Here is a 24051-nt window from a genome sequence, read left to right on the forward strand (position 1 = left end):
TATGTTTCAATTTATTGCACATCTACGTTTTTTTGCAAAAGCAACTAATCAACATGGCGTACACTCTCCTTTTATATACAATTACGTAACAAAGTGTTTGTATATAAAGGGAAAGTTACATCAACAAAAAAACAAAAATGTTTTATTAAAGAGTATTGCTTACTTTAATCCTGAAACAGCTTTTATAGCTTCAGAAGACATTAAAAAAATAATACAAAAAGTAAAAACAAAGCTTAATTTTACGAGTAGCACTGTTGACTTAGCTTGTTTAGAACTACCCAACCTAAAAGAGTTTAATACTATAAAGTATCATAATAACACTATGGTTTTTATAGACAAAATTTATACAAACAAGGAGTCTTTAGAAGCTTGGGAACAGATAAAAAAATTAAAAAAAGTTACAGTAACCGTAGACTTATTCTATTGCGCTATTGTCTTTTTTAGAAAAGAACAAGCAAAAGAACATTTTAAAATTAGAATATAATACTGTATTTTTAAATTCAGAATATACTTATAATGGACAATACTATTTTTATAATTGGCGGTATAGCACTTGTATTATTTTTAGTCATAAATCTTAGAAATAAGAAAAAAACTAAAGATAGAAAGTCGCGTAAATTTATGGACAACTATAAACGTAAAGAATAATTAGTTTAGAGATTAAATAAGAAAATTATAAAAAGCCAATGAAAATATATACAAAGACAGGAGACAAAGGCACTACTGCCCTATTTGGTGGTACTAGAGTACCTAAGCATCATTTACGTATAGAATCTTATGGTACTATAGATGAGCTTAACTCTTGGATGGGGCTAATACGCGATCAAGAAATACACAACCATTATAAAGATATTATTGCTACTATACAAGATAAACTATTTACCGTTGGTGCTGTTTTAGCAACAGATCCTGATAAAATGGTATTAAAAAATGGAAAAGAGCGTTTAAATATTGAAAAAATTAGCAATGCAGATATAGAATTGCTAGAGATAGAGATGGATAAAATGAATGAAGCATTGCCACAAATGACACATTTTATTTTACCAGGAGGACACACAACCGTGTCATACTGTCATATAGCACGCACAGTTTGTCGTAGAGCAGAACGTTTAGCATCTCATTTAAACGAAAATGAACCTTTTGAAGCAAATGTTTTGTCATTTATCAATAGATTATCCGACTATCTATTTGTATTGGCTAGAAAATTATCAAAAGATTTGGATGCAAATGAAATAAAATGGATTCCAGAGAAAAAAGACTAATATTTCTATTTTTTTTACGTTATCAACATATTGAATATCAACTATTTTAAAAAAATAAATTAAAAAAGTTAAAAAAAGCTTGCTTTTGTTGTCTAAAAATTTATTTTTGCAAAAAATTAAAATTAACTATTACCATGTATTGGACATTAGAACTAGCATCTTACTTAAGTGATGCGCCTTGGCCAGCAACCAAAGATGAATTAATAGATTACGCAATTAGAACTGGTGCACCTTTAGAAGTTGTAGAGAATTTACAGTCTATGGAAGAAGAAGGCGGAGAAATCTATGAGTCTATTGAAGAAATTTGGCCAGACTACCCAACAGAAGAAGATTACCTCTGGAATGAGGATGAGTATTAAATAACAGAATTACATTAAAAAAGTCTCCTTGGAGGCTTTTTTTTTATGTAATTTTGGCAGACGCCGAGTGGTATTTCCTTGTTTTTAAAAACTGGAATACCTTTTGCGTAAGAAAATACATTCCGCAGTTTTACGGAACATTAATCTAAATAGTTATGTCTGTTTATCCTTAGACAGCAAACTTTATAAATTACATAATATATGAGTTTCATTAATTCCGTGCTAAAGGCCTTTGTTGGTGATAAAGCCAAAAAAGATGTTAAGCAACTACAGCCTTTAGTTGACCAAATTAAAGCGTTTGAGCAAAGTTTAGAAGCAATTAGTTTAGATGAACTAAGGGCAAAAACTGTAACGTTTAAAGAAAAGTTACAGGCTGATACTAAAGAGTTAAATGATAAAATAGATGCACTTAAGAAAGAAGTAGAAGCATCTACAGATATAGATAAGAACGAGGATATTTATACTGAAATAGACCGTTTAAAAGAAGAAGTATACAAAACATTAGAGGTTTCGTTAACAGAACTTTTACCAGAAGCTTTTGCTGTTGTAAAAGAAACTGCTAAACGTTTTACAAACAACACAACACTTACTGTTACCGCTACAGAATACGACAGACTTTTATCTGGCTCTAAAGACTACGTTTCTTTAGAAGGCGATAAAGCTCTTTGGAAAAACTCTTGGGATGCTGCTGGTAAGCAAGTAACTTGGGACATGATACATTATGATGTACAGTTAATTGGCGGTATAGCATTGCACCAAGGTAAAATTGCAGAGATGCACACTGGTGAAGGTAAAACATTAGTAGCAACACTACCTGTTTACCTAAATGCACTAACTGGTAATGGTGTTCACCTTGTAACAGTTAACGATTACCTAGCAAAAAGGGATAGTGCATGGATGGCTCCTATTTTTCAGTTTCATGGATTTACAATTGACTGTATAGACCACCACCAACCTAATTCTGATGCACGTAGAGCTGCATACAACGCAGACATTACTTATGGTACAAATAACGAATTTGGTTTTGATTATTTGCGTGATAACATGGCACATTCACCATCAGACTTAGTACAACGCCCTCAAAACTTTGCTATTGTAGATGAAGTAGATTCTGTTTTAGTTGATGACGCACGTACACCATTAATTATATCTGGTCCTGTACCAGAAGGAGATAGACATGAATTTAACGAGCTTAAACCTAAGGTTGCAGATATCGTTAAAATTCAAAAACAATATCTTACTGGTGTTTTAGCTGAAGCTAAAAAATTAATTGCTAGTGGAGATACTAAAGAAGGTGGTTTTCAATTACTACGTGTTTTCCGTGGTTTACCTAAAAATAAAGCTCTTATAAAATTCTTAAGTGAAGAAGGTATTAAGCAGTTGCTACAGAAAACAGAGAATTTCTATATGCAAGATAACAACCGTGAAATGCCTACGGTAGATGAAGAGTTGTTATTTGTTATTGATGAAAAAAATAATCAGATAGAATTAACAGATAAAGGAATTAAACACATCTCTGGAGATGTAGATAGCGATTTCTTTATAATGCCTGATATTGGTGTAGAAATTGCACAAATAGAGAATCAAAATCTTGACATAGAAAAAGAAGCTGAACTTAAGGAAGAGTTATTTAAAGATTTTTCTATTAAGAGTGAGCGTATCCATACTATGAACCAATTACTAAAAGCTTATACTCTTTTTGAAAAAGATGTAGAGTACGTAGTAATGGACAATAAAGTAATGATTGTAGATGAGCAAACAGGTCGTATTATGGACGGTCGTCGTTACTCAGACGGTTTACATCAATCTATAGAAGCTAAAGAAAATGTAAAGATCGAAGCAATGACACAAACATTTGCTACTGTTACTTTACAAAACTACTTTAGAATGTACCACAAGTTAGCAGGTATGACGGGTACAGCCATTACAGAAGCAGGTGAATTCTGGGAAATATACAAGTTAGATGTTATGGAAATACCAACTAACAGACCAATTGCCCGTGATGATAGAAACGATTTAATTTACAAAACAAAGAGAGAAAAGTACAATGCCATTATAGAAGAGGTAACAAAGCTTTCTCAATCAGGAAGACCAGTACTTATAGGTACTACATCTGTAGAAATATCAGAATTATTATCTAGAATGCTAACTATACGTAAAGTACCACATAATGTACTTAACGCTAAGTTACACAAGAGAGAAGCAGATGTTGTTGCAGAAGCAGGTAACGCTGGTATAGTAACAATTGCAACCAACATGGCAGGTCGTGGTACAGATATTAAATTATCTGATGCCGTTAAAGAAGCTGGCGGTTTAGCAATTGTAGGTACAGAAAGACATGACTCTAGACGTGTAGATAGACAGTTACGTGGTCGTGCAGGTCGTCAAGGAGATCCAGGAAGTTCTCAATTTTATGTTTCTTTAGAAGATAACCTTATGCGTTTATTTGGTTCTGATAGAGTTGCTAAGATGATGGACAGAATGGGCTTAGAAGATGGAGAAGTTATACAACATTCTATGATGACTAAGTCTATAGAACGTGCACAGAAAAAAGTTGAAGAAAATAACTTTGGAGTTCGTAAACGTTTATTAGAGTATGATGATGTTATGAACGCCCAAAGGGAGGTTATATACAAGAGAAGACGCCATGCATTACAAGGTGAACGTTTAAAGTTAGATATTGCTAATATGATTTTTGATACCTGTGAGGTAATTGCAGAAGGAAATAAAGGCGCAAATGACTTTAAGAATTTTGAATTTGAACTGATTAAGTATTTCTCTATAACATCTCCTATTTCTGAAGATGATTTTGCGAAAATGACTAGTCAGGATATTGCAAGTACCACTTACAAAGTGGTTTATGAGCACTACTTAAACAAAATGGAGCGTAATGCTGCTACTGCCCTGCCTGTTATTAAAAATGTATATGAAGATAACGGTAATAATTTTGAACGTATACAAGTACCTTTTACGGACGGAATTAAATCTTTAAATATTGTTACTAATTTAAAAGATGCTTACGAAAGTAATGGTAAGCAATTGGTAAACGATTTTGAAAAGAATATAACTCTTGCTATTGTAGATGATGCTTGGAAAACACATTTACGTAAAATGGATGAGCTTAAACAATCTGTACAATTAGCTGTTCACGAACAAAAAGATCCTCTATTAATTTATAAGTTTGAAGCTTTTGAACTTTTTAAATCTATGATAGAAAACGTAAACAAAGAGGTTGTTTCTTTCTTGTTTAAAGGAGAATTACCAACAGGTGAATCATCAGACATACAAGAAGCTAGAACTATAAGAAAGCCAAAGGTTAACTTACAGACTACTAAAGAAGAAATACCTAACAGTGATGAGCTTGCTGCACAGAATAGAGCTGCAGGCCAATCTACATCTGGTAACAATAGACCTGCTGTAACTGAAACTATTACAAGACAGAGTCCAAAAATTGGTAGAAACGATAGAGTTACAATTAAAAATGTAATGTCTGGAGATACTAAGGTTGTTAAGTTTAAACAAGCAGAGCCATTATTAACAAATGGTGAATGGGTATTAATTGAAGAATAAATACCTTAAAATATAAAATAAAAAAGCTGCTCTATAGAGCAGCTTTTTTATTTTATATACACAGTTAAAAATAACTGCTGTACAGTTATTGTGTTATTTCTTAAACCTCTTATTACGACGCACAGGAACTTTAATTGCACGTACAGATGGTTTATTGTTATGTAACAAACCAATACTAATGGCTGCTATACTTACTAAAGTTATATATATCATAATTAAACTAATTTTGCTTTATTTCCCTTTGTTACAAAAGATAACTCTTTTGTTATTTTGGCATTCTTAATTAAATACAAACGCACTACGCTATTGTTAACTGTTTTTTCTAAAATAGTAGAACTCTTTACAATTTTAGTTACCGCAACAGCAATTACCTTTTTTTGTGGCTGTCTATCAGCTTTTTGAGCTTGAACAGATAATGATACACATAAAATAAAAAATAATGTTGCTAAAGTTTTCATAACTAAGGTCTTAATTTTTATATAAAGTTAAGACGGGTAGCAACGCTCTCTTTTTCAAACTCGTTCAAAAACACTTTTTTATCGTTATACAGCAATAACTTGGATGAACTACCTAATTGTAAACCAGATAACTAACTACGTATATCTGTTAATCGGCATAATGTGCTTTTAATCGAACTAAAATACTAAACTCTTATTTATCAGTAGATTAAAATATAAACTCAATTCTAATTATTAAGCCATTTTAGACTTGCTACGCTTTGTAGAGAAGGCTAATGCGTTTTTCACCTTAGAGTTTTTAAACTTATACAAACGTGCTACTTCAGTTTCTTTGCTTAAAACTTCTTTCTTAGTTTCTGAAACTTTTACCTCTTTAGTTATTGTTTTTAATACTGGTGTAACATTAGCTTCTTGTGCTTGTGCTGCAACTCCAATAAAAAGAACGAATAATAAAGTAATAATAGTTTTCATAGTAACATTGTTTTGATACTGTAAAATTACTACCAACATAAGCCTGCAGAAATCTAAATCGCCCAAACACCCTCATTTTTCGGTATTTGACAAAAAGATAGATAAGGTGTAAAAAATCCTCGATAACGGTAAAATGAAAAAAATCTGCTAATCGGTGTTACGTGCAGTACAACTGATATTGTGTGGTGTAGAAAATAATTTTAAAAGAATAATGAGAAAAAAAATATGAAGAAAACAAAATTGAAAGCTGTACTTATTTAATTAAGCTACTTTAGACTTACTACGTTTTGTAGAGAAAGCCAACGCACTTTTAATTTTAGAATTTTTAAACTTATATAAACGTGCTACTTCTACTTTTTCTTGTAAAGCATCCTTTTTAACTTCTGTTGCTTTAACCTCTTTAGCTTCTATTTTTAAAACTGAAGTAGTTTTAGCTTCTTGTGCTTGAGCAGTAAATCCTAAAGTGATAATAAATAATAAAGAGATAATAGCTTTCATAATGTTTTTCTTTTGTTCTACAAATTTACAGACCATACAAGCCCAAAATGGACATCTGTAGTTTAGTACCGTTAAACTGTCTGTGAATGGTAATCTTATAAGTGTAGATGAAATTGACCGCTATTGGCTGACAAACAGTAAAAAACCTGTTACCGATAATTAGTGCATTTTATCTAGAAATGCTACTTATATCAACCCATAAAAAATGAAAAATGTGTTTCTCTAAAGAACTTAGAGATTTATTAAAAAGAATTAAGCTACTTTAGATTTGTTACGTTTTGTAGAGAAAGCTAATGCCTTTTTAATTTTAGAATTTTTAAACTTGTACAAACGTGCTACTTCTGCTTTTTCTTGTAAAGCATCCTTTTTAACTTCTGTTGCTTTAACCTCTTTAGTTTCAATCTTTACAACTGGAGTAACGTTAGCTTCTTGTGCCTGTGCAGATAATCCAATAAAAAGAACAAATAATAAAGTGATAATAGCTTTCATAGTAACATTGTTTTGATACTGTAAAATTACTACCAACCTTGTCCTTGTTAAATCTAAATCGCTTAAACCGACTTATTTTTCGGTGTCTGATAAAAGTATTGATGAAGTGTAAATTATCTTCGACAACGGTAAAAACACTAAAATCTACTAATCGATTTAAAGTGTATTTAAACCTATTTTCAACTACTTTATATGAAGTAAAAGATTTGGATTTGGGCAGTTTTTAGCATAAAAGGCAACATCTTTGGCACTGCAAACCCCTGGATAATCTCCTTTATTCTCCTCTATATCTACTATCAACTGAAAATGCAAATGTGGTGCGTAGCCTACATTAACATCAGCTGTACCCAAAGTACCTATAACAGATCCTTTACTGTATTCCTTACCTATATAAATGTTATCTAAGGATGAAAGCGCTAAATGACCATAAAGAGAATAAAAGTCTACACCATTTACTATGTGTTTTAAAATTATGGTTGGCCCGTAATCTCCAGTTACGGCATTATTCTTAAAACTATGTACAACTCCATTTAATGGCGCTATAACTTTAGTTCCTGCCTTAGCCCAAAAATCTACACCTAAATGTATATCTCTTGCAACCTCAACTTCTTTAGAGAAATTAGCATTTTTAGCATACAAATTTCTTTTTTCTAAATAACCACCATAAGCAACTGTACTATTAGTAGCTTCTAAAATTTTCTGAATATAAGATTCACAATCATCTGCATTTGTAATATCTACATTTTCTAACTCTTTATTAGTCGTAGATAAGTCTAATGCAACATATGTATCTGTACTATTATCTGTATCTAGAATAGAAACAAAGCCTGTAGTTATACTTTCTAATAATTTATCTATATTTTGCATAAAGCCAAAAGTTAATCTTTTCAAAAAAAGTTATACTAGTTGTAAGTATCTTTAATTGTAGGCCACTAAATTAAAAAAAGGAAGTTTATGAAAATAGCAAAAATTGCATTTGTATTATGCACTATATTAATATCTACAAGCTGTTCATCTAAAAACAAGATTAAAGATGAAGCAAAAGCTACTACAGAAACTGTAGATCAAGATTTAAGTAAATATGAAACTGCTTATTTTGCTAGTGGTTGTTTTTGGTGTGTAGAAGCCGTTTTTGAAAGTGTTAAGGGTGTTAAAGAAGTTGTTTCTGGTTACGCAGGTGGCACAGAAAAAAACCCAACTTACGAGCAAGTAGGTAGCGGAAAGAGTACACACGCAGAAGCTGTAGTTGTTTATTACAATCCTAAAGAAGTTTCTTTTGCTACTTTGGTTAAAGTATTCTTTGGCTCGCAAGACCCTACAACACTTAATCGTCAAGGACCAGATAGAGGTACTCAGTATAGATCTATTGCTTTTTATAAAAATAAGAGTGAGAAGAAAATAATAACAGATTATATTACTAAACTAACTAACGATAAGATATTTAGCAATAAAATTGTAACAGAGGTAACTGCTTTTACAACTTTTTACGAGGCAGAAGGATATCATCAAGATTACGAAAAGAAACACCCTAACAACTCGTATATTAAAAATGTATCTGTTCCTAGATTAAACAGATTTAAGAGTAAATTTCCTGATTTACTTAAGAAAAATGCTCATTAATTAGGTATTACTTTAGAACAACGTCGCTATAAGAGGCTTCTATATTTACAGACTTACTTGTATTTTTAGAAATATTATACCCTTTGTGTACTGTTATATTCTGATTTGTTGTTTTTGTTAAAGACAATGTTGCAGGTGATAATAAATTAGATGATTTACCTTTTACATATATAGAATAAGACGATTTTGGTAAAACGGCTTCTAATTCGCCACTTGTTATAGTGATGTCTAAATCTTCAAAATTTGAAGAAATAGATTTTATACGCACAGTACCAAAATCGTTTTTTATAAAAGCAGATTTTAATAAGTTCTCTATTTCTATATTAGAAGACACAGCACTTAAAGTTAATTCTCTCACTTGCTTTAAATCTACATTTTTAGCATAGCTAGTTTTAAGTTGCCCAACATTCCAATTAGTTACATAAACAGGAGAATAAGACGCATTTACATACGTCTTATCACCATTTATAGTTGTAGCTAGCAAACTTGCGTAAGACAAGTTTGCGTTAATATTAGTTGTATTCTCTGCTAGTTTTACTTTACCGTGACGTACGTCCATCTTAATTGTAGCAGACTTAGGCATTTTTATCTTAATCGTTTTTTTAATCTTTAAATTCTTTGCTTCGCCATCTAAAGAAATATAAAAGGTGTTTGGATTAGAGTAAAATGTATTTGTATTAAAATGTATTGTATCTAATTTAATGGCTTTAGATTTTATCTTTTCTGCCATAATTTTAGATTTGATCTTTATTAGTTCAGACTTTTTCTGAACCTCAGCTACCCATTTTTTTATTTCTGCTTCGTTTTTAGCTCCCATATCTTTTTGGAAGTTTTGTTGCCATTTAAGAATATATTCTTTCCCGTTTTTCTCATATTCTTCATAATCAAAATCAGCAAATTTAAAATCCTTGTCACTTAATAAAGAACTAATTACTATAGTGTCCATTTGCATATTATCTATATCAAACTGTATACTGTCTAAATCATAAGACATACGCAAAGGAAAACTAGAGCTATTAAAATGTATGGGACGCGAATTAACAAAGGTGTCTGTTTTACTATAAAATTTACTTGAGTTTCCTCCTGTAGATACACTCACCTTTTTAGAATTCCCTAGAATGTCCATTTGGTTGCGAGTAAAATATTTCTCTGCCTCTTCTTTAGACATCCCTTCTACTTCTATTGTAGCTTCAATTTGTATTACATCTTTGTTCCAAGTATCAAACTCTATGTCTGCATTGTTTGTATTTAGATCTAGTACAGCATCTTTATCAACATTAAAAACTTCTTTAAAAGTCTTTGTTTGTTTTTGCGCGTGCATATTTACACAAGTAAATAGGGTTACTACCACTAGGCTTTTATATACTAATTGTTTCATTTTTGGTGCTTTTTAATTCGTTTAACTTTTTTCTTAATTTTTGCAATAACTGTAAACGCAATTGCAGGTTGTTAATTAATGCAGATATTAATTGATCATTAGGCCCAATGGTATTTAATTCTGTATTTAGTTTTTGGTATTCTGTATGTAACTCTGCTAAGTGTAACATATAGCCATCTACCAATGCTTTGTTAGTGTCTGACACTTGTAATTGTGACAACTCTAAATTTATATGTACTTGATAATAATCTTCAATCTTTTTTAAATCTGGTGATAAGGCTCCTAACGTAATACCATCTTTTTCTTTAGCTGGTTTCTCTGTATCTACAATTGTAGTTTCTGTAGAAGTAACTTTAGTTTGCATTACATATACCATTAGAGATATGCCTAATAGTAAAATTATACTTGCAGCTACTTTATAAACAGACCAATTTATATTTTTAGATGCAAGTATACTTGCGTTTAACTTATCCTCAAACTTAGAGATATGTCCCGCTGGCATTTTATACTGTTCCTTAGCTCTTTCGGCTTCAAATAATTTTCTAAGATCCTGTCCCATATCTTTTTTCTTTTAAAAGTTCTTTTAACAAGCCTTTACCTCTTAATAATCTGGTTCTACAGGCAGATTCTGTTATGCTAAGTATATTAGATGTTTCAGAATGGTCATAACCCTCTATTAAATACAATTGAACTACGCATTTGTATTTTGTAGGTAATTGTGCAATTGCAAATTTAATTTGAGGTAGTGTAACCGTATCTTCAACCAACCAATTATCGTCCTCTACAACCCTTAAATTTGTTTCTGTCAACTCTAAATGTTTATCCTTTTTAGCTTTAATAAAATCCAAACATTTATGGACTACTATTTTTTTTAACCAAGCTCCAAAAGTAACATCGCCACTAAACTGATCTATTTTCTGAAATGCGTTTATAAAAGCTTCCTGTACCACATCTTGTGCATCGTCCTCGTTTTTTAAAAAACGCATAGCAACACAATACATACCATTACAGTACTGTTTGTAAAGCTGCATTTGAGCCTTACGGTTATTTGCCTTGCATTTGGTAATAATATCAGACGTAAACATTAATAACTTCTTGGTTTTGGTTTAGTTTGTTGTTATAAAGACGAGACAAAAAAGCAGATGTTGCAAAAACATAAATTATTTTCATTTTTCTTAGTAATCCCTATAAATTTAAAGCAATTTTACACTTTATATAAAACTCTAGTTAAAGTATAAAACAAGCAACTTCTAATTAAACAAGATTTAGTAACTTAGAAGAACAAAAACAACCACGCTATGAAAGTTATACAATGGATGATAATTACGGTAGTTGTATTAGGACTACTTACCATATTTGTTGGTATGCCTATGATGAAAGAACAGACAAAAAAATTTAGTCCTGAAGAAACTGCCTCTTATACAGAAAACGGATACAATTTAAATGTTGTTTATTGTAGTCCGGCTAAAAAAGATAGAGTCGTTTTTGGCGAATTAGTTCCCTACAATAAAGTTTGGAGAACAGGAGCTAATGAGCCTACCACATTTAAAACAGAATCCAACATAAAGGTTAACGGCAAAGAGTTACCTGCTGGCAGATACTCTCTCTGGACTAAACCAGGTAAAGAAACTTGGGATATAATTTTTAATAAAGAAGTCCCAGATTGGGGAGTTACAATTTTAAGTGGCGGCGCAGAAACAACTAGAAATTCTTCTAAAGACCTAGTTACAGTTACAGTACCTGTTAAAAATATAGATTCGGTTAAAGAAAGATTTACCATTAACTTTGAAAACAAAGAACAACCGTACTTAACCCTAGCTTGGGATAAAACTAAAGTTAACGTACCTATTAGCAAATAATATTGAATACTTCAAAAAATATAAGCGCAGAAAGTGCATCTAAAATCAGATCTTTTAGAAGAGAAACGCATACTACAGATAGTTTAACTAATGGCATTTTAAAGGGTGATAAAACTGCTTTAAGCAGAGCTATTACACTTATAGAAAGTACTAACGCGACACATACAAAACAGGCAAACGAAATTATAGAACGCTGTTTAACTCATAAAACTAAAAGTATTAGAATTGGTATTACAGGCGTGCCTGGAGTTGGCAAGAGTACTTTTATAGAAAGCTTTGGAAAAAGACTAACTACAGAAGGCCATAAAGTGGCCGTTTTAGCTGTAGATCCAACAAGTACAGTAACTAGAGGTAGTATTTTGGGCGATAAAACAAGAATGGAAGAGCTTGTTAAAGATGCAAACGCATTTATTAGACCATCGCCTTCTGGTAGTTCTTTGGGTGGCGTTGCACGTAAAACCAGAGAAACCATTGTACTTTGTGAAGCCGCTGGATATAACATTATTCTAATAGAAACGGTTGGTGTTGGCCAAAGTGAAACTGCTGTACATAGTATGGTTGACTTTTTTTTACTACTTAAACTGGCTGGTGCTGGTGACGAGTTACAAGGTATAAAAAGAGGTATTATGGAAATGGCAGATGCCATTGTTATTAACAAATCTGATGGTGACAACATACAACGTGCTAAAAAAGCGCGAGTAGAATTTGCTAGAGCATTACACTTACTAAAAACACAAGACAATGGTTGGGTACCAAAAGTACTAGCTTGCTCTGCTTTAGAAGACACTGGAATTAAAGACGTATGGGATACTATAGAAACTTATGTTGCTACTAATACCAAAAACAACTTTTTTAATACAAAAAGACAAGAACAAAATAAGTATTGGCTGTTACAAACTATAGAAGATCAATTAAAACAACAATTTTACCAAGATAAAAAGGTAAAAGCGCAGTTACAAGAATCTATAAATGCTGTTGTAAACAATAAAACATCGCCATTTGCCGCTGCAGATAAATTATTAAAGTTACACAGTAAGTAAAACAATTAGTTATATGACGTATGAGTTTACTATAATTGTACCTATTTACAACGAAGAAGGTAACATTCCTAGACTAGAAAAAGAGTTATCCAATTATATAAAAATTGCAATAAGGAAAACAAAAGTATTATTTGTTAATGATGGCTCAAAAGATCATAGTCAGTCATTATTAGAGGAAATTTGCGCAAAAAACACTCATTTTTCTTTTTTATTGTTTGATAAAAACTACGGACTAACACCAGCCATTAAAGCTGGTTTTGATGCCACAACAACAGAATTAGTTGGGTATATTGATGCCGACCTACAAACATCTCCGTTAGATTTTAATTTACTATTAGAGCATATACCAAAATACGATTTAGTTACAGGCGTTAGGCAAAATAGAAAAGATTCAACTTTTAAAAAACTCTCTTCTACTTTAGCAAATATTGTTAGACGGGCCTTTACCAAAGACGGTGTAGAAGATACCGGTTGTCCTTTAAAAGTAATTAAAACAAGTTACGCCCAAAGAATACCAATGTTTAGAGGTTTACATCGGTTTTTACCCGCAATGATTTTATTACAGAACGGAAAAATAAAACAAGTACCCGTACAACATTTTCCAAGAATTGCAGGCAAAACCAAATTTGGTTTTTGGAATAGGTCTATAGGTCCTTTAGCAGATTGTTTTGCTTATTTATGGATGAAACGTAAATACATAGATTACAGTATTAGCAAAAGAAGTTTCGATATTTAAAAGTTAAAATCTTAAAAAGTATAACCAACCTTTTAGAACCAATTATTACCTTTGGTTTTTACTAAAAAATTGAAAATGAAAACAAGAGATAAAATAGTATACGCAGTTTTATTTGTTATATGTAGTGTAGGCCTTTATTTTGGATTAACTGATAAAGAATTTTTTGACAAATCTTACGCACAAGAAGACGGACTAGTAGAATACGGTACTGCATTAATGCTTTTTTTAGTTAGTCTTGTCTGTATATTTAGATTATTTACAATACAAAAAGGAAAATCTATTACTTGGAAAATAGGAACGCTAATTTTTGCCTTATTATTTTTATTTGGAGCTGGAGAAGAAATTTCTTGGGGACAACGAATTTTAGATGTTCAATCTAGCGAGTTTTTTATAGAAAATAATGCACAAGGTGAAACTAACCTGCACAATATGGTTGTAGGTGAGACAAAAGTGAACAAATTCATTTTTAGTCAGTTACTTATGGTTGTTATGGTATTATACCTAATTGTTTCTCCTGTTTTATATAGAAAACAAGAATGGTTTAAAAACTTAGTAAATATGTTTGCAGTACCAATAGTAAAATGGCACCATACCATTGCTTTTTTAGTAGCAACAGCTTTAGTAGTAAGTAACACTTCTGGCAGAACTTGGGAGGTATATGAACTAGTTTTTGGAGCTATCTTTTTATTAATTTTTATAGATCCACTAAATAAGTTTATTTATAATAAAGAAAAGTAATTATAGCTTTAACCTGTTTGCCATTAACTGCATTAGCTTATAAAACACAAACCCCATAAAAGCACCTATTAAAATACCAGTGGCAACATCTAAAGTGTAATGCACTCCTATATAAATTCTGCTGTAAGCAACAAATGCCGCCCATACAATTAATAGGTATTTTATATACTTAAATTTGTCTTTTAATAAATTACCAAAAAATATGGCAACAGCAAAAGAGTTAGCTGCGTGCGCAGAAAAATAACCATATTTTCCACCACAAGAACTTTTAACTAAACGTACCAAGCCATCTATATCTGGATTATGACAAGGCCTTAAACGAGCTACGCCATACTTAAAAAAATTAGCCAATTGATCTGTGGCGCCAATTAAAATACCAACAGAGACTAATATTAGAAGTGTCTTTTTTAAACCTACTTGTTTGTATGCTAATAATAACAAAACAATGTACAGTGGTATAGAACTTACTTTATTGGTTACAAATAACCAAAACCCATCCCAAGTATCTGTACCAAGATTGTTTAAGTATAAAAAAACATCTGTATCGTATTGTATTAATTCTTCAAGCATAGTAAAATTTTATTCTTCGTAACGTTCTATTTCACGATCATAAAAAGCTGTTGCTTCTGCAATTAAGTTTTCTGCTTCATCTTCTAATTCTGCTTCATCATCTTTGGTAAAATCTTCTAACCATTCTACCTCATCATCCTCTAAATTAATAATAAACCTAGGGTACTCTGTATGTATAATAAATATAGCTGTAGGGTAATCTGTATTATCACCCAATAAAAACTTTGGAAACTCCATAATTATTCTTCTGTATTAACTATTAATTTTTTTGTTAAGTAATTAAATCTAATAAATAGTAAAATGGCAGATGCTGTTAAACCTGCTAATAAACCTATCCATATACCTGTACTTTTTAAAGGTGTGTACAATCCTAAATAAAAACAAATAGGAAAACCTATTAACCAATACGCTACAAATGTAATCGCTGTTGGTATTGTAACGTCTTGTAAACCACGTAAAGCACCAAGCACTACAACCTGTAGCCCATCAGATATTTGAAAAAATGCAGCTACTAATAATAACTGTGCTGCAATTAGAATAACTTCTGTATTATCTACAATGTTAGCAGTATCGTTTACATCTAAATAAACGGTTGGCAGCCAATTTCTAAATATTAAGAATAAGGCAGCAAAAACAACCTCTAATAAAAAGGTTAGAAAAAATATAGACTGCGCCATTCTACGCAAGTCTTTGTAATTACCAAGTCCTTTTTGGTTTCCTACTCTAATCATTGCCGCTACACCAAGCCCCATACCCACCATAAACGTCATACTAGACAGGTTTAAGGCTATTTGGTTTGCTGCTTGCGAGTTTTTACCTAACACACCACTAATCCATATAGCAGCTGTGAAAATAGCTACTTCAAAAAACATTTGTAATGCAGAAGGAAAACCTATTTTCATAATTTTTTGCATTACACTACTCTCTATTTTTCTAAAATTGAAACCAGTAACATAATCGTGGAATTTCTTAGTTTTCTTCAGCATCACCCAAATTAAAAATACCATTGCTACTCTTGACACCAAAGTACCTATTGCAGCACCAATAATACCCAACTTAGGAAAACCAAAGGTTCCAAAAATTAATAAATAGTTTAAAAGTATATTTATAGCGTTACCTACTAAAGTAACATACATAGGGTATTTGGTTTGTGATAAGCCATCTGAAAACTGTTTAAATGCCTGAAAAACAACTAACGGAACTAAAGAAAATGCAACTAAGTCTAAATAAGGTATTGCTAGTTCTACTACTTCTGGAGGTTGCTTCATTAAATACATTAATGGCTTGCCCAAAATAATAAGACCAAAAAGAAAAAGCCCCAAAACAGCACAAAGAATAAGACCGTGTTTTAATGCACTTTTAGCATCTTTAACGTTACCTGCACCATCTGCTTCTGCTACCAAAGGTGTTATAGCCGTAGAGAAACCGATACCAAAAGACATTGCAATAAATACAAAACTATTACCTAAAGAGACTGCTGCTAGCTCAGCTGTTCCCAACTGGCCTACCATAATGTTATCTGCAAAACCTACAAAGGTATGCCCTAGCAAACCAAGTATTACCGGAAAAGCCAGTTTTAGGTTGTATTTAAACTCTTTAGTGTATTGTTTCAATTTTTATTTCTTTAAAAAGATGAAGTTAAAATATTTATAAAAAATCAAGTCTTTTAATTTTCTTTTTTTGCTTGATTCCAAAAAACATCCATTTCTGCCAATGTCATATCTTCTAAAGATTTGCCCATTCCCTTAGCTTTGCTTTCTAAATATTGAAATCTTTTTATAAACTTTTTATTGGTTCTCTCTAAAGCATCTTCTGGATTAATTTTTAGAAAACGAGCATAGTTAATCATAGAAAAAAGTACATCTCCAAACTCAGCCTCCATTTTATCTTGGTTGGCTTCGTTTACTTCTACTTGTAACTCTGCTAATTCTTCTTGTACTTTTTCAAAAACCTGTTGTGGTTCTTCCCAATCAAAACCAACACCGGCAACTTTATCTTGTATTCTACTTGCTTTTACTAATGCTGGCAAACTTTTAGGTACGCCTTCTAGAACACTTTTTTTACCTTCTTTTAGTTTTAATTTTTCCCAATTTCTCTTTACTTCTTCTTCATCCTTAACCTCAACATCTCCGTATATGTGTGGATGACGATGTATTAATTTATCACAAATCTCATTTGCAACATCAGCAATATCAAAATCATTGGTTTCGCTACCAATTTTGGCATAAAAAACAATATGAAGTAATAAATCTCCTAATTCTTTTTTTACTTCTGGCAAATCGTTATCTAAAATAGCGTCACCCAACTCATATGTTTCTTCTATGGTTAAGTGTCTTAAAGTTTGTAGTGTCTGTTTCTTATCCCACGGACATTGCTCACGCAACTCATCCATAATGGTAAGTAACCTATCTACTGCTTGTAACTGTTTGCTTCTGGAATTCATCCTAAAAAAAGTTTTGGTAAAAGTACAAAGACTATCTTTTTAGAAGAATAAAATGTAGTAGTAATTTAGTGTTAAATGTAACTGAAGAGGAAAGAAAAATTAAGCTGACTTTTCTTTTAACATTTGCAAATACATTTCTTCTACTTTTGTACGTGCCCAAGGCGTTCTACGTAAAAAATGAAGACTAGATTTTACTGTTGGTCTATGGGTAAAACAGCGAACATTTACTGTATTACCCATATATTCCCAGCCGTAAAAGTCTACTAGCTCATCTATGATTTCTGCTAGTTTTACACCGTGTAAGGGATCGTTAGACTTTTGCATTTATATTAATTTCTATTGTTGTTTCGTTTTGGTCTACGACTACTAGAGCTATTTTTATTAGAACTAGCTCCTTTAGACCTACTATTAGAGTTTCTAGAACCACCACGTTGCCCTTGTTTAATAGGCTTTGTAGATGCATTAGGATCTGGCTCAAAACCTTCTACTATCTCAACAGGAATCTGCATTCCTATTAATTTTTGAATATCTTTAAGATATGTAGTTTCATCTGCACTTACTAAAGATACAGCCTCACCACTTGCTCCTGCCCTACCTGTTCTACCAATACGGTGTACATAGTCTTCAGACACATTAGGAATTTCATAATTTATAACGTGTGGCAACAATGGTATATCTAAACCACGTGCTGCTATATCCGTTGCTACTAATGCGCGTAATGTCCCTTTTTTAAAACCCTCTAATGCCTTTGTACGTGCTCCTTGACTTTTATTACCGTGTATTGCCGCTGCAGAAATACCTGCAGCACTCATTTTTTTACACAAGTTATTTGCTCCGTGTTTAGTTCTTGTAAAAACTAATACTTGCTGCCAATTACCGTCTGATATTAATTTTATAATTAACCCCGTCTTTTTCTCTTTTGCAACTCTATATACTTTTTGCTTAATAACTTCTACAGCAGTATTTTCTGGAGTTGCTTCAACTTGTATTGGGTTATTTAAAATACCGTGAGCTAATTTTTTAATATCTTTAGAAAATGTTGCAGAAAACATTAAATTTTGTCTTTTAGCAGGTATAAGCTTCATAATACGCTCTATATCGCGTAAAAAACCCATATCTAACATACGATCTGCTTCATCTAAAACAAAAATTTCTACTTTGTCTAAAGATAAAAAACGTTGATTAACAAGGTCTAGTAAACGTCCCGGTGTTGCAACCAAAACATCCATTCCTCTTTTTAAATTTGCTACTTGGGGTTTTTGATTTACACCACCGAAAATTACGGCTGAACGTATATCTAAAAACTCGCTATATTCTTTAACATTAGCATACACCTGCGCAGCTAATTCTCTTGTTGGTGTTAATATTAAACCACGTACTGGCCTATTTCTTAAAGGGTTTCCTTGAGATAATAAGTGTAATAATGGTAAGGTAAAACCTGCAGTTTTACCCGTACCTGTTTGTGCAGATGCTAAAACATCTTTACCCTCTAAAACAGGTGGTATTGCTTTTTCTTGTATCGGAGAAGGAGTAGTATACCCCTTTTTATCTATTGCTTTTAGTAAATTAGTAGATAAACCTAAATTTTTAAATGACATAAATTAGTATTGATGAACCATAACTTTTTAATAAAGTCTGTTCTTAGAATTAGATGCAAAAGTAATGCTATTTTTACGGTTAACCATTTCTTTTGGAAAATGTTAAGAAGCTAACGTTAATTTGTTTGCTAACTGTTTGTTATTTATTAACTAAGCTTGCTACTAATTAGTTTGTATAGTGCTAAAAAATACCTGTATCGGGTATACAATGCTACCTGTCGAAAAATATGAGCTCTATACAAGTAACAAACCTATATTAACCTTATATTTAAGAGTATGAAAACTTTATTATATCTATTTTTATTTACATCCATTCTTGGTTACAGCCAAACAACTCATAGATTCTACAATGAGGTTAAAGAAATTCAAAAAAAATATAAAATTCAGCAAAACAGCGATAAAAAACCTATAGTGTTTACTGGTAGTTCTAGCATAAAATACTGGAGAACAGTTGCAGATGATTTTCCTGATAAAAATATTATTAATACAGGATTTGGAGGTTCTACTACAGAAGATTTATTACTCTTTACAGACGAATTAATTTTAGCATATAATCCAAAGCAAGTTTTTATTTATGAAGGTGATAATGATATTGCAGGAAAAAGAAACTGTAGTTTAATAATTTCACAATTAACCTCTATCATTGATAAAATAAAAAAAGCAAATACTAGCACCCAAATAGTTTTAATCTCTGTAAAACCCAGTATTGCTAGGTGGGACTTAAAAAGAAACTATAAAAAACTAAACAGAAAATATAAAAGAATAGCTAAAAGAGACCCTGCTATTAATTATGTTGATGTTTGGAAACCTATGCTAAATGGCAAAAATATAAAACCCGATATTTTTACTGAAGACAACCTACATATGAACGCCAAAGGATACCAAATTTGGCAAAATGTAATTACAAACTATATTAACTAACCAGATTAAATGAGAAACTCTATATTATTTAGAACCCTGCTAGCCTTAATTGGAATTTTTAGCATTATTGCTTGTCAAGAAAAAAAAGTAATTATTAATTACCCTACAACTGACTTAGCAACTGAAAATATAATTCCTATACCGCTAAAAGTAACACCCACCAACAGTGCTTTTGGCTTAGATAAAAATACTGCTATTTACACAACTCAAGATTCAGATTTTGAAAAAGTTGGTTCTTTTTTATCTAATAAAATAAGTTCTAAAATAGATTTAGACGTTCCGGTTAACACAACCAGTACTACCACCAATAAAATAATATACATAAACAAAACAGATAGTTTAGAGTTAGATAATGTAGAGGCATACCAAATGTACATTACGCAAGATTCTATTATTATTAATGCTAAAACAGCTGCTGGTGCCTTTAGAGGTATACAGACATTAAGACAAATTATACCTGAAGAAAGTAACGATACACTTACAGCACATAAAATGTGGTTGGTACCTACTGGCAAAATTTTAGATCAACCTAATTTTGAATATAGAGGAGCTATGTTAGATGTTGCTAGACACTTTTTTAGTGTTGGCGATGTAAAAAAGTACTTAGACATTTTAGCTTATTATAAATTTAACGCCTTGCATTTGCACTTAACAGACGATCAAGGTTGGCGTATAGAGATTAAGTCTTGGCCTAAACTTACAGAAATTGGAGCAAGTACAGAAGTTGGTGGTGGTCCAGGAGGTTTTTATACACAAGAAGATTATAAAGAAATTGTACGCTACGCTGCAGAAAGACACATAATTATTGTGCCAGAGGTAGATATGCCAGGACACACTAACGCAGCTACTGTTGCTTACCCACAACTAAATGGCAACGGAAAAACACCAAAGGTATATACAGGGATGCGTGTAGGCTTTAGTACTTTTGATGCTAATAAAGATATTGTTTACGCTTTTATAGATGATGTTGTAAGAGAAATTTCTGCTATTTCTCCTGGTCCATATTTTCATTTGGGAGGCGATGAAAGTCACGTTACCAAGAAAAAAGATTTTAAAAAATTTGTTCTAAAGGTTTCTAAAATTGTAGAGAGCCACGGAAAAATTCCAGTTGGATGGGACGAGATTGCAAATACCGAAATTAGCAGCTCTTCTGTTGCCCAATTCTGGAGTAGTGAAAAAAATGCAACTAGAGCTATTGAAAAAGGAATGAAACTTATTCTTTCTCCTGCTAAAAAAGCATACCTAGATATGCAGTATGATACGCTATCTAAACACGGTTTACACTGGGCAACTTATATACCTGTAGACTCTGCTTATATATGGACACCAGAAACATTTGTTAAGGGATTACCCAAAGATAAAATATTAGGTATTGAAGCTCCTCTTTGGTCTGAAACTATTAGCAATATTGAAGAATTAGAATACTTAGCTTTTCCAAGAATAATTGGTTACTCAGAATTAAACTGGAGTATTAAAGAAAATAGAAATTGGGAAAATTATAAAGTAAGGTTAGCTAACCAAGCGCCATATCTAGAGCGTATGAATGTAAAATACTACCCAACTAAACTAATAGATTGGAAAATAAGTAAACATACTTATGAAGAAATAAAGAAAAATTAGTAGTTTTTTAGTTTAAATTAGGCTTGTTATATTCTTATACAACAAGTCTAATTTTTTATACAATAAGCTAGATTTGTAAGAGTTATATTACCATATATTATACTAAACAAACTAGATATTAATTTATGCAAAACATTCAATTTCCTGTTACTTTTCAGTTTAAAATATCATCTTTCTCTAATGATTTTACAGCTACAGATGCCTCTGGAAAAACAATAGCCTATGTAAAACAAAAGATGTTTAAGTTTAAAGAAGAAATTAAAATTTATAGTGACGAGTCTAAAGCAAAAGTTAACTACAGTATAAAGGCTGATAAATGGTTAGATTTTTCTGCAGCTTATGCTTTTAAAGATGAAAACGGTAACGAATTTGGTAAAGTTGCACGTAAAGGGTGGAGATCTATCTGGAAAGCACATTACAATATTATTGATGAGAACCAAAAACAACAATATAATATAAGTGAAGAAAACCCTTGGGTTAAAGTTTTTGACTCAATGTTAGGAGAAATTCCGGTGTTAAGTATGTTTACTGGTTATTTATTTAATCCTTCTTATATAGTAAAAGATAATCAAGGAAAATCTATTATAAAATTAAAAAAGACAGCTTCATTTTTTGGCAGAAATTTTGAGTTAAGCAAACAAGGAGAAATGGACAGCAATGATGATGACCGAATTATGCTAGGCTTAATGATGATGATTTTATTAGAACGTAGAAGAGGTTAATAAACCTAATAAATAACGCCTTGTTTAGGCAAGGCGCTATTTAATTATCTTTAACACTCAGTAGTATTTTTTGTATTTTATCATAATTTAAAGGTTTCTCTAAATAATCAATAACATCTACAAAACCTAAGGCTTTTTCTTTATCTAATGGCCTACCTGAAGACGTTACAATAATTATAGGAATACCTGTACAATAATTATTATCTTCTTTGTATTCCATAAATTCAAAACCATCCATTATTGGCATATTAATATCCAATATAATTAAATCTGGTTGATACTGCTTTAAGTAATCAATAGCTTCTTGTCCGTTTTCTACTGCTTTTATATTTGTAAACCCTAGATTACTTAATTTACTAATTGTAATAAAGTTTGTGACTTCATCATCTTCAACTAATAATATTCTGTATAAGTTGTTAGTATTTTTTTCCATTAAAAATATATTTTAAATTGTGTTCCTTTATTAATTTCACTTTCTACTATTATATCGCCTCCGTTATTTTTAACAATAGTATAAATAATATAAAGCCCTACTCCTAGACCTTCTACGTGTGTATGCATTCTTTTAAATAACCTAAATATTTTATTTGGATCATTACTTGTATCAAAACCTAAACCATTGTCTTTAATTATTAATACTGGCTTATTCTCTTCTATTTTTGTAGATATAGATATTAATGGCTTTCTTCTTGCGTGTTTGTATTTTATGGCGTTAGATATTAAGTTGTGTAAAATACTTTCAAACTGTACTGGGTTGTAGTCTATTGTTGGGTATGCGGTAAAATCTTCTTTTATAATTGTTCTGCTTTCTATTATTTTTTCTGAGTGTATAGCTTTTATTTTTTCTACAATTTCTTTAAAGTTTATCTTTTCTTTTTTTGCTCCTAGATTAGATTTTAATGCAATTACACTATTTAAAGCTTTTAGCTTATCGCACATAAGTTTACCTACATATTTTAGCTTGTCAAAAATTGGTTTTGCTTCTTCTGTAATTGTATTGCTAGATTCTAGCATCGCAAATAAACTTTGCATATTAGTTAAAGGAGCTCTTAAGTCATGTGCTGCTACATAAGAGAACTCTTCTAACTCTTGATTTTTACTTTTTAAATTTTCATTTACTGCCTCTAAGCTATTCTGAGTTGCCTTAAGTTGCTCTATACTGCTCATTAGGCTACTTACATCTAAAGTGGTAATACCTAACCCATCACCAATTTTAAAAGCTCTAATTATAAATTTAAAGGTTTTAGTTTCTGTATAAAAAGAAACTTCATCTAAACTTATTGACTCCCCAGTTTCTATTACCTTTTGATAAGTTTTTAACCTCTCTGTCCCTTTTAAATGAGGAAAAGCATCTAAGAGAGACTTTCCAATAAAATCACATTTATTAATATTTAATGTTGTGGTTGCAGCTTTATTCATATCCACAAAAATTAAATTTTTATCTAGGATAACAAATGGCGAATGTGCCATATCAAAAAAAACTCCTCTTAACTCATTGTCTACATTCATAGGTTTAGCACTCATACTACTTTTTTTTTAATTTGGGGTTAAAACTGTATTACACCGCTAAATTCTAGATTTTATTTTATAAAGCTTTTTGTTTCTCCTTAGAAGCTCTATATCTATAGACCAATGACTTACTAATATAGGTAAACAAAAAAGGGTTGCATATAATATGCAACCCTTTACTATTTTAAAA

The 24051-nt window shown here is 31.3% G+C and carries 28 protein-coding genes; 12 read left to right on the forward strand and 16 right to left on the reverse strand.

What is annotated here, in order from left to right; all coding sequences use genetic code 11:
• Position 1: 1 nt before the first annotated feature.
• From BT107_RS05970 to secA, 4 genes are all read left to right on the forward strand, one after another.
• Positions 2–484, forward strand: coding sequence for a hypothetical protein (locus BT107_RS05970; RefSeq protein WP_139254277.1), 483 nt, complete (start codon positions 2–4; stop codon positions 482–484).
• Between the two features lie 202 nt (positions 485–686).
• Positions 687–1262: a cob(I)yrinic acid a,c-diamide adenosyltransferase gene (locus tag BT107_RS05975; RefSeq protein ID WP_072302826.1), complete on the forward strand. Its 576-nt coding sequence runs from the start codon at positions 687–689 to the stop codon at positions 1260–1262.
• 134 nt (positions 1263–1396) lie between these two features.
• Entirely contained in the window at positions 1397–1621 is a 225-nt protein-coding gene (locus BT107_RS05980; RefSeq protein WP_013551418.1) for a DUF2795 domain-containing protein, read from the forward strand.
• A 201-nt stretch (positions 1622–1822) separates the two neighbouring features.
• Positions 1823–5191, forward strand: coding sequence for a preprotein translocase subunit SecA (secA, locus tag BT107_RS05985; RefSeq protein ID WP_072302827.1), 3369 nt, complete (start codon positions 1823–1825; stop codon positions 5189–5191).
• Between the two features lie 215 nt (positions 5192–5406).
• Here secA and BT107_RS05990 read toward each other — a convergent pair whose 3' ends face one another.
• The 5 genes from BT107_RS05990 to BT107_RS06010 form a co-directional block, all read right to left on the reverse strand.
• Positions 5407–5649: a hypothetical protein gene (locus BT107_RS05990; RefSeq protein ID WP_072302828.1), complete on the reverse strand. Its 243-nt coding sequence runs from the start codon at positions 5647–5649 to the stop codon at positions 5407–5409.
• 234 nt (positions 5650–5883) lie between these two features.
• The gene (locus tag BT107_RS05995; protein ID WP_072302928.1) at positions 5884–6120 is read right to left on the reverse strand and encodes a hypothetical protein; all 237 of its coding nucleotides are present in this window, start codon (positions 6118–6120) and stop codon (positions 5884–5886) included.
• A gap of 261 nt (positions 6121–6381) precedes the next feature.
• Positions 6382–6618 (reverse strand): hypothetical protein, encoded by a 237-nt coding sequence (locus BT107_RS06000; RefSeq protein WP_072302829.1) that lies wholly within the window; start codon positions 6616–6618, stop codon positions 6382–6384.
• A gap of 252 nt (positions 6619–6870) precedes the next feature.
• Positions 6871–7107 carry a hypothetical protein gene (locus BT107_RS06005; RefSeq protein ID WP_072302830.1) on the reverse strand — a complete coding sequence of 79 codons (237 nt, stop codon included), beginning with the start codon at positions 7105–7107 and terminating at the stop codon, positions 6871–6873.
• Between the two features lie 183 nt (positions 7108–7290).
• The gene (locus BT107_RS06010) at positions 7291–7974 is read right to left on the reverse strand and encodes a peptidoglycan DD-metalloendopeptidase family protein (protein WP_072302831.1); all 684 of its coding nucleotides are present in this window, start codon (positions 7972–7974) and stop codon (positions 7291–7293) included.
• An 87-nt stretch (positions 7975–8061) separates the two neighbouring features.
• Here BT107_RS06010 and msrA point away from each other — a divergent pair, with 87 nt between their 5' ends.
• Positions 8062–8727: a peptide-methionine (S)-S-oxide reductase MsrA gene (gene msrA / locus BT107_RS06015; RefSeq protein WP_072302832.1), complete on the forward strand. Its 666-nt coding sequence runs from the start codon at positions 8062–8064 to the stop codon at positions 8725–8727.
• Positions 8728–8734: 7 nt separating this feature from the next.
• Here msrA and BT107_RS06020 read toward each other — a convergent pair whose 3' ends face one another.
• The 3 genes from BT107_RS06020 to BT107_RS06030 are packed head-to-tail and all read right to left on the reverse strand — an operon-like array spanning position 8735 to position 11190.
• Complete coding sequence (locus tag BT107_RS06020; RefSeq protein WP_072302833.1) at positions 8735–10105, reverse strand: hypothetical protein; 1371 nt, start codon at positions 10103–10105, stop codon at positions 8735–8737.
• Positions 10086–10664 (reverse strand): hypothetical protein, encoded by a 579-nt coding sequence (locus BT107_RS06025; RefSeq protein WP_072302834.1) that lies wholly within the window; start codon positions 10662–10664, stop codon positions 10086–10088. Before BT107_RS06025 ends, BT107_RS06020 begins: the two co-directional genes overlap by 20 nt.
• Complete coding sequence (locus BT107_RS06030; RefSeq protein WP_072302835.1) at positions 10648–11190, reverse strand: RNA polymerase sigma factor; 543 nt, start codon at positions 11188–11190, stop codon at positions 10648–10650. The genes BT107_RS06025 and BT107_RS06030 overlap by 17 nt, the downstream gene beginning before the upstream one ends.
• A gap of 213 nt (positions 11191–11403) precedes the next feature.
• Between BT107_RS06030 and BT107_RS06035 the strand changes: the two genes are divergently transcribed.
• The 4 genes from BT107_RS06035 to BT107_RS06050 all read left to right on the forward strand — a co-directional run bounded on the left by BT107_RS06035 (position 11404) and on the right by BT107_RS06050 (position 14478).
• Positions 11404–11964: a DUF2911 domain-containing protein gene (locus BT107_RS06035; RefSeq protein WP_072302836.1), complete on the forward strand. Its 561-nt coding sequence runs from the start codon at positions 11404–11406 to the stop codon at positions 11962–11964.
• A 2-nt stretch (positions 11965–11966) separates the two neighbouring features.
• Positions 11967–13004: a methylmalonyl Co-A mutase-associated GTPase MeaB gene (gene meaB / locus BT107_RS06040; RefSeq protein ID WP_072302837.1), complete on the forward strand. Its 1038-nt coding sequence runs from the start codon at positions 11967–11969 to the stop codon at positions 13002–13004.
• Between the two features lie 13 nt (positions 13005–13017).
• Positions 13018–13740, forward strand: a complete 723-nt coding sequence (locus BT107_RS06045; protein ID WP_072302838.1) for a glycosyltransferase — start codon at positions 13018–13020, stop codon at positions 13738–13740.
• A gap of 75 nt (positions 13741–13815) precedes the next feature.
• Entirely contained in the window at positions 13816–14478 is a 663-nt protein-coding gene (locus BT107_RS06050) for a hypothetical protein (RefSeq protein ID WP_072302839.1), read from the forward strand.
• Here BT107_RS06050 and BT107_RS06055 read toward each other — a convergent pair whose 3' ends face one another.
• From BT107_RS06055 to BT107_RS06080, 6 genes are all read right to left on the reverse strand, one after another.
• Positions 14479–15048: a phosphatase PAP2 family protein gene (locus tag BT107_RS06055; protein ID WP_072302840.1), complete on the reverse strand. Its 570-nt coding sequence runs from the start codon at positions 15046–15048 to the stop codon at positions 14479–14481.
• Between the two features lie 9 nt (positions 15049–15057).
• Positions 15058–15285: a hypothetical protein gene (locus tag BT107_RS06060; RefSeq protein ID WP_072302841.1), complete on the reverse strand. Its 228-nt coding sequence runs from the start codon at positions 15283–15285 to the stop codon at positions 15058–15060.
• A 2-nt stretch (positions 15286–15287) separates the two neighbouring features.
• Complete coding sequence (locus BT107_RS06065; protein WP_072302842.1) at positions 15288–16661, reverse strand: MATE family efflux transporter; 1374 nt, start codon at positions 16659–16661, stop codon at positions 15288–15290.
• A 53-nt stretch (positions 16662–16714) separates the two neighbouring features.
• On the reverse strand, positions 16715–17491 hold the full coding sequence (gene mazG, locus BT107_RS06070) for a nucleoside triphosphate pyrophosphohydrolase (RefSeq protein ID WP_072302843.1): 777 nt from the start codon (positions 17489–17491) through the stop codon (positions 16715–16717).
• A 99-nt stretch (positions 17492–17590) separates the two neighbouring features.
• Positions 17591–17815 (reverse strand): VF530 family protein, encoded by a 225-nt coding sequence (locus BT107_RS06075; protein ID WP_072302844.1) that lies wholly within the window; start codon positions 17813–17815, stop codon positions 17591–17593.
• A gap of 5 nt (positions 17816–17820) precedes the next feature.
• Complete coding sequence (locus tag BT107_RS06080) at positions 17821–19089, reverse strand: DEAD/DEAH box helicase (protein ID WP_072302845.1); 1269 nt, start codon at positions 19087–19089, stop codon at positions 17821–17823.
• Positions 19090–19365: 276 nt separating this feature from the next.
• On the opposite strand from BT107_RS06080, the gene BT107_RS06085 reads away from it, so the two are divergent.
• From BT107_RS06085 to BT107_RS06095, 3 genes are all read left to right on the forward strand, one after another.
• Positions 19366–20010 (forward strand): GDSL-type esterase/lipase family protein, encoded by a 645-nt coding sequence (locus BT107_RS06085; RefSeq protein ID WP_072302846.1) that lies wholly within the window; start codon positions 19366–19368, stop codon positions 20008–20010.
• 9 nt (positions 20011–20019) lie between these two features.
• The gene (locus BT107_RS06090) at positions 20020–21630 is read left to right on the forward strand and encodes a family 20 glycosylhydrolase (RefSeq protein WP_072302847.1); all 1611 of its coding nucleotides are present in this window, start codon (positions 20020–20022) and stop codon (positions 21628–21630) included.
• A gap of 125 nt (positions 21631–21755) precedes the next feature.
• The gene (locus BT107_RS06095) at positions 21756–22352 is read left to right on the forward strand and encodes an LURP-one-related family protein (protein ID WP_072302848.1); all 597 of its coding nucleotides are present in this window, start codon (positions 21756–21758) and stop codon (positions 22350–22352) included.
• Positions 22353–22392: 40 nt separating this feature from the next.
• Here BT107_RS06095 and BT107_RS06100 read toward each other — a convergent pair whose 3' ends face one another.
• A complete protein-coding gene (locus BT107_RS06100; RefSeq protein ID WP_072302849.1) occupies positions 22393–22785 on the reverse strand; it encodes a response regulator in 393 nt (130 codons plus the stop codon).
• The gene (locus BT107_RS06105) at positions 22785–23876 is read right to left on the reverse strand and encodes a sensor histidine kinase (protein ID WP_072302850.1); all 1092 of its coding nucleotides are present in this window, start codon (positions 23874–23876) and stop codon (positions 22785–22787) included. The genes BT107_RS06100 and BT107_RS06105 overlap by 1 nt, the downstream gene beginning before the upstream one ends.
• Positions 23877–24051: the final 175 nt, after the last annotated feature.

This window comes from Cellulophaga fucicola, from assembly GCF_900119145.1.
Lineage (GTDB): Bacteria > Bacteroidota > Bacteroidia > Flavobacteriales > Flavobacteriaceae > Cellulophaga > Cellulophaga fucicola.

Coding starts and splice junctions, on each gene's coding strand:
- BT107_RS05970 (WP_139254277.1), top strand. CDS start 2: ATGTTTCAATTTATTGCACATCTACGTTTTTTTGCAAAAGCAACTAAT.
- BT107_RS05975 (WP_072302826.1), top strand. CDS start 687: ATGAAAATATATACAAAGACAGGAGACAAAGGCACTACTGCCCTATTT.
- BT107_RS05980 (WP_013551418.1), top strand. CDS start 1,397: ATGTATTGGACATTAGAACTAGCATCTTACTTAAGTGATGCGCCTTGG.
- secA (WP_072302827.1), top strand. CDS start 1,823: ATGAGTTTCATTAATTCCGTGCTAAAGGCCTTTGTTGGTGATAAAGCC.
- BT107_RS05990 (WP_072302828.1), bottom strand. CDS start 5,649: ATGAAAACTTTAGCAACATTATTTTTTATTTTATGTGTATCATTATCT.
- BT107_RS05995 (WP_072302928.1), bottom strand. CDS start 6,120: ATGAAAACTATTATTACTTTATTATTCGTTCTTTTTATTGGAGTTGCA.
- BT107_RS06000 (WP_072302829.1), bottom strand. CDS start 6,618: ATGAAAGCTATTATCTCTTTATTATTTATTATCACTTTAGGATTTACT.
- BT107_RS06005 (WP_072302830.1), bottom strand. CDS start 7,107: ATGAAAGCTATTATCACTTTATTATTTGTTCTTTTTATTGGATTATCT.
- BT107_RS06010 (WP_072302831.1), bottom strand. CDS start 7,974: ATGCAAAATATAGATAAATTATTAGAAAGTATAACTACAGGCTTTGTT.
- msrA (WP_072302832.1), top strand. CDS start 8,062: ATGAAAATAGCAAAAATTGCATTTGTATTATGCACTATATTAATATCT.
- BT107_RS06020 (WP_072302833.1), bottom strand. CDS start 10,105: ATGAAACAATTAGTATATAAAAGCCTAGTGGTAGTAACCCTATTTACT.
- BT107_RS06025 (WP_072302834.1), bottom strand. CDS start 10,664: ATGGGACAGGATCTTAGAAAATTATTTGAAGCCGAAAGAGCTAAGGAA.
- BT107_RS06030 (WP_072302835.1), bottom strand. CDS start 11,190: ATGTTTACGTCTGATATTATTACCAAATGCAAGGCAAATAACCGTAAG.
- BT107_RS06035 (WP_072302836.1), top strand. CDS start 11,404: ATGAAAGTTATACAATGGATGATAATTACGGTAGTTGTATTAGGACTA.
- BT107_RS06045 (WP_072302838.1), top strand. CDS start 13,018: ATGACGTATGAGTTTACTATAATTGTACCTATTTACAACGAAGAAGGT.
- BT107_RS06050 (WP_072302839.1), top strand. CDS start 13,816: ATGAAAACAAGAGATAAAATAGTATACGCAGTTTTATTTGTTATATGT.
- BT107_RS06055 (WP_072302840.1), bottom strand. CDS start 15,048: ATGCTTGAAGAATTAATACAATACGATACAGATGTTTTTTTATACTTA.
- BT107_RS06060 (WP_072302841.1), bottom strand. CDS start 15,285: ATGGAGTTTCCAAAGTTTTTATTGGGTGATAATACAGATTACCCTACA.
- mazG (WP_072302843.1), bottom strand. CDS start 17,491: ATGAATTCCAGAAGCAAACAGTTACAAGCAGTAGATAGGTTACTTACC.
- BT107_RS06075 (WP_072302844.1), bottom strand. CDS start 17,815: ATGCAAAAGTCTAACGATCCCTTACACGGTGTAAAACTAGCAGAAATC.
- BT107_RS06080 (WP_072302845.1), bottom strand. CDS start 19,089: ATGTCATTTAAAAATTTAGGTTTATCTACTAATTTACTAAAAGCAATA.
- BT107_RS06085 (WP_072302846.1), top strand. CDS start 19,366: ATGAAAACTTTATTATATCTATTTTTATTTACATCCATTCTTGGTTAC.
- BT107_RS06090 (WP_072302847.1), top strand. CDS start 20,020: ATGAGAAACTCTATATTATTTAGAACCCTGCTAGCCTTAATTGGAATT.
- BT107_RS06095 (WP_072302848.1), top strand. CDS start 21,756: ATGCAAAACATTCAATTTCCTGTTACTTTTCAGTTTAAAATATCATCT.
- BT107_RS06100 (WP_072302849.1), bottom strand. CDS start 22,785: ATGGAAAAAAATACTAACAACTTATACAGAATATTATTAGTTGAAGAT.
- BT107_RS06105 (WP_072302850.1), bottom strand. CDS start 23,876: ATGAGTGCTAAACCTATGAATGTAGACAATGAGTTAAGAGGAGTTTTT.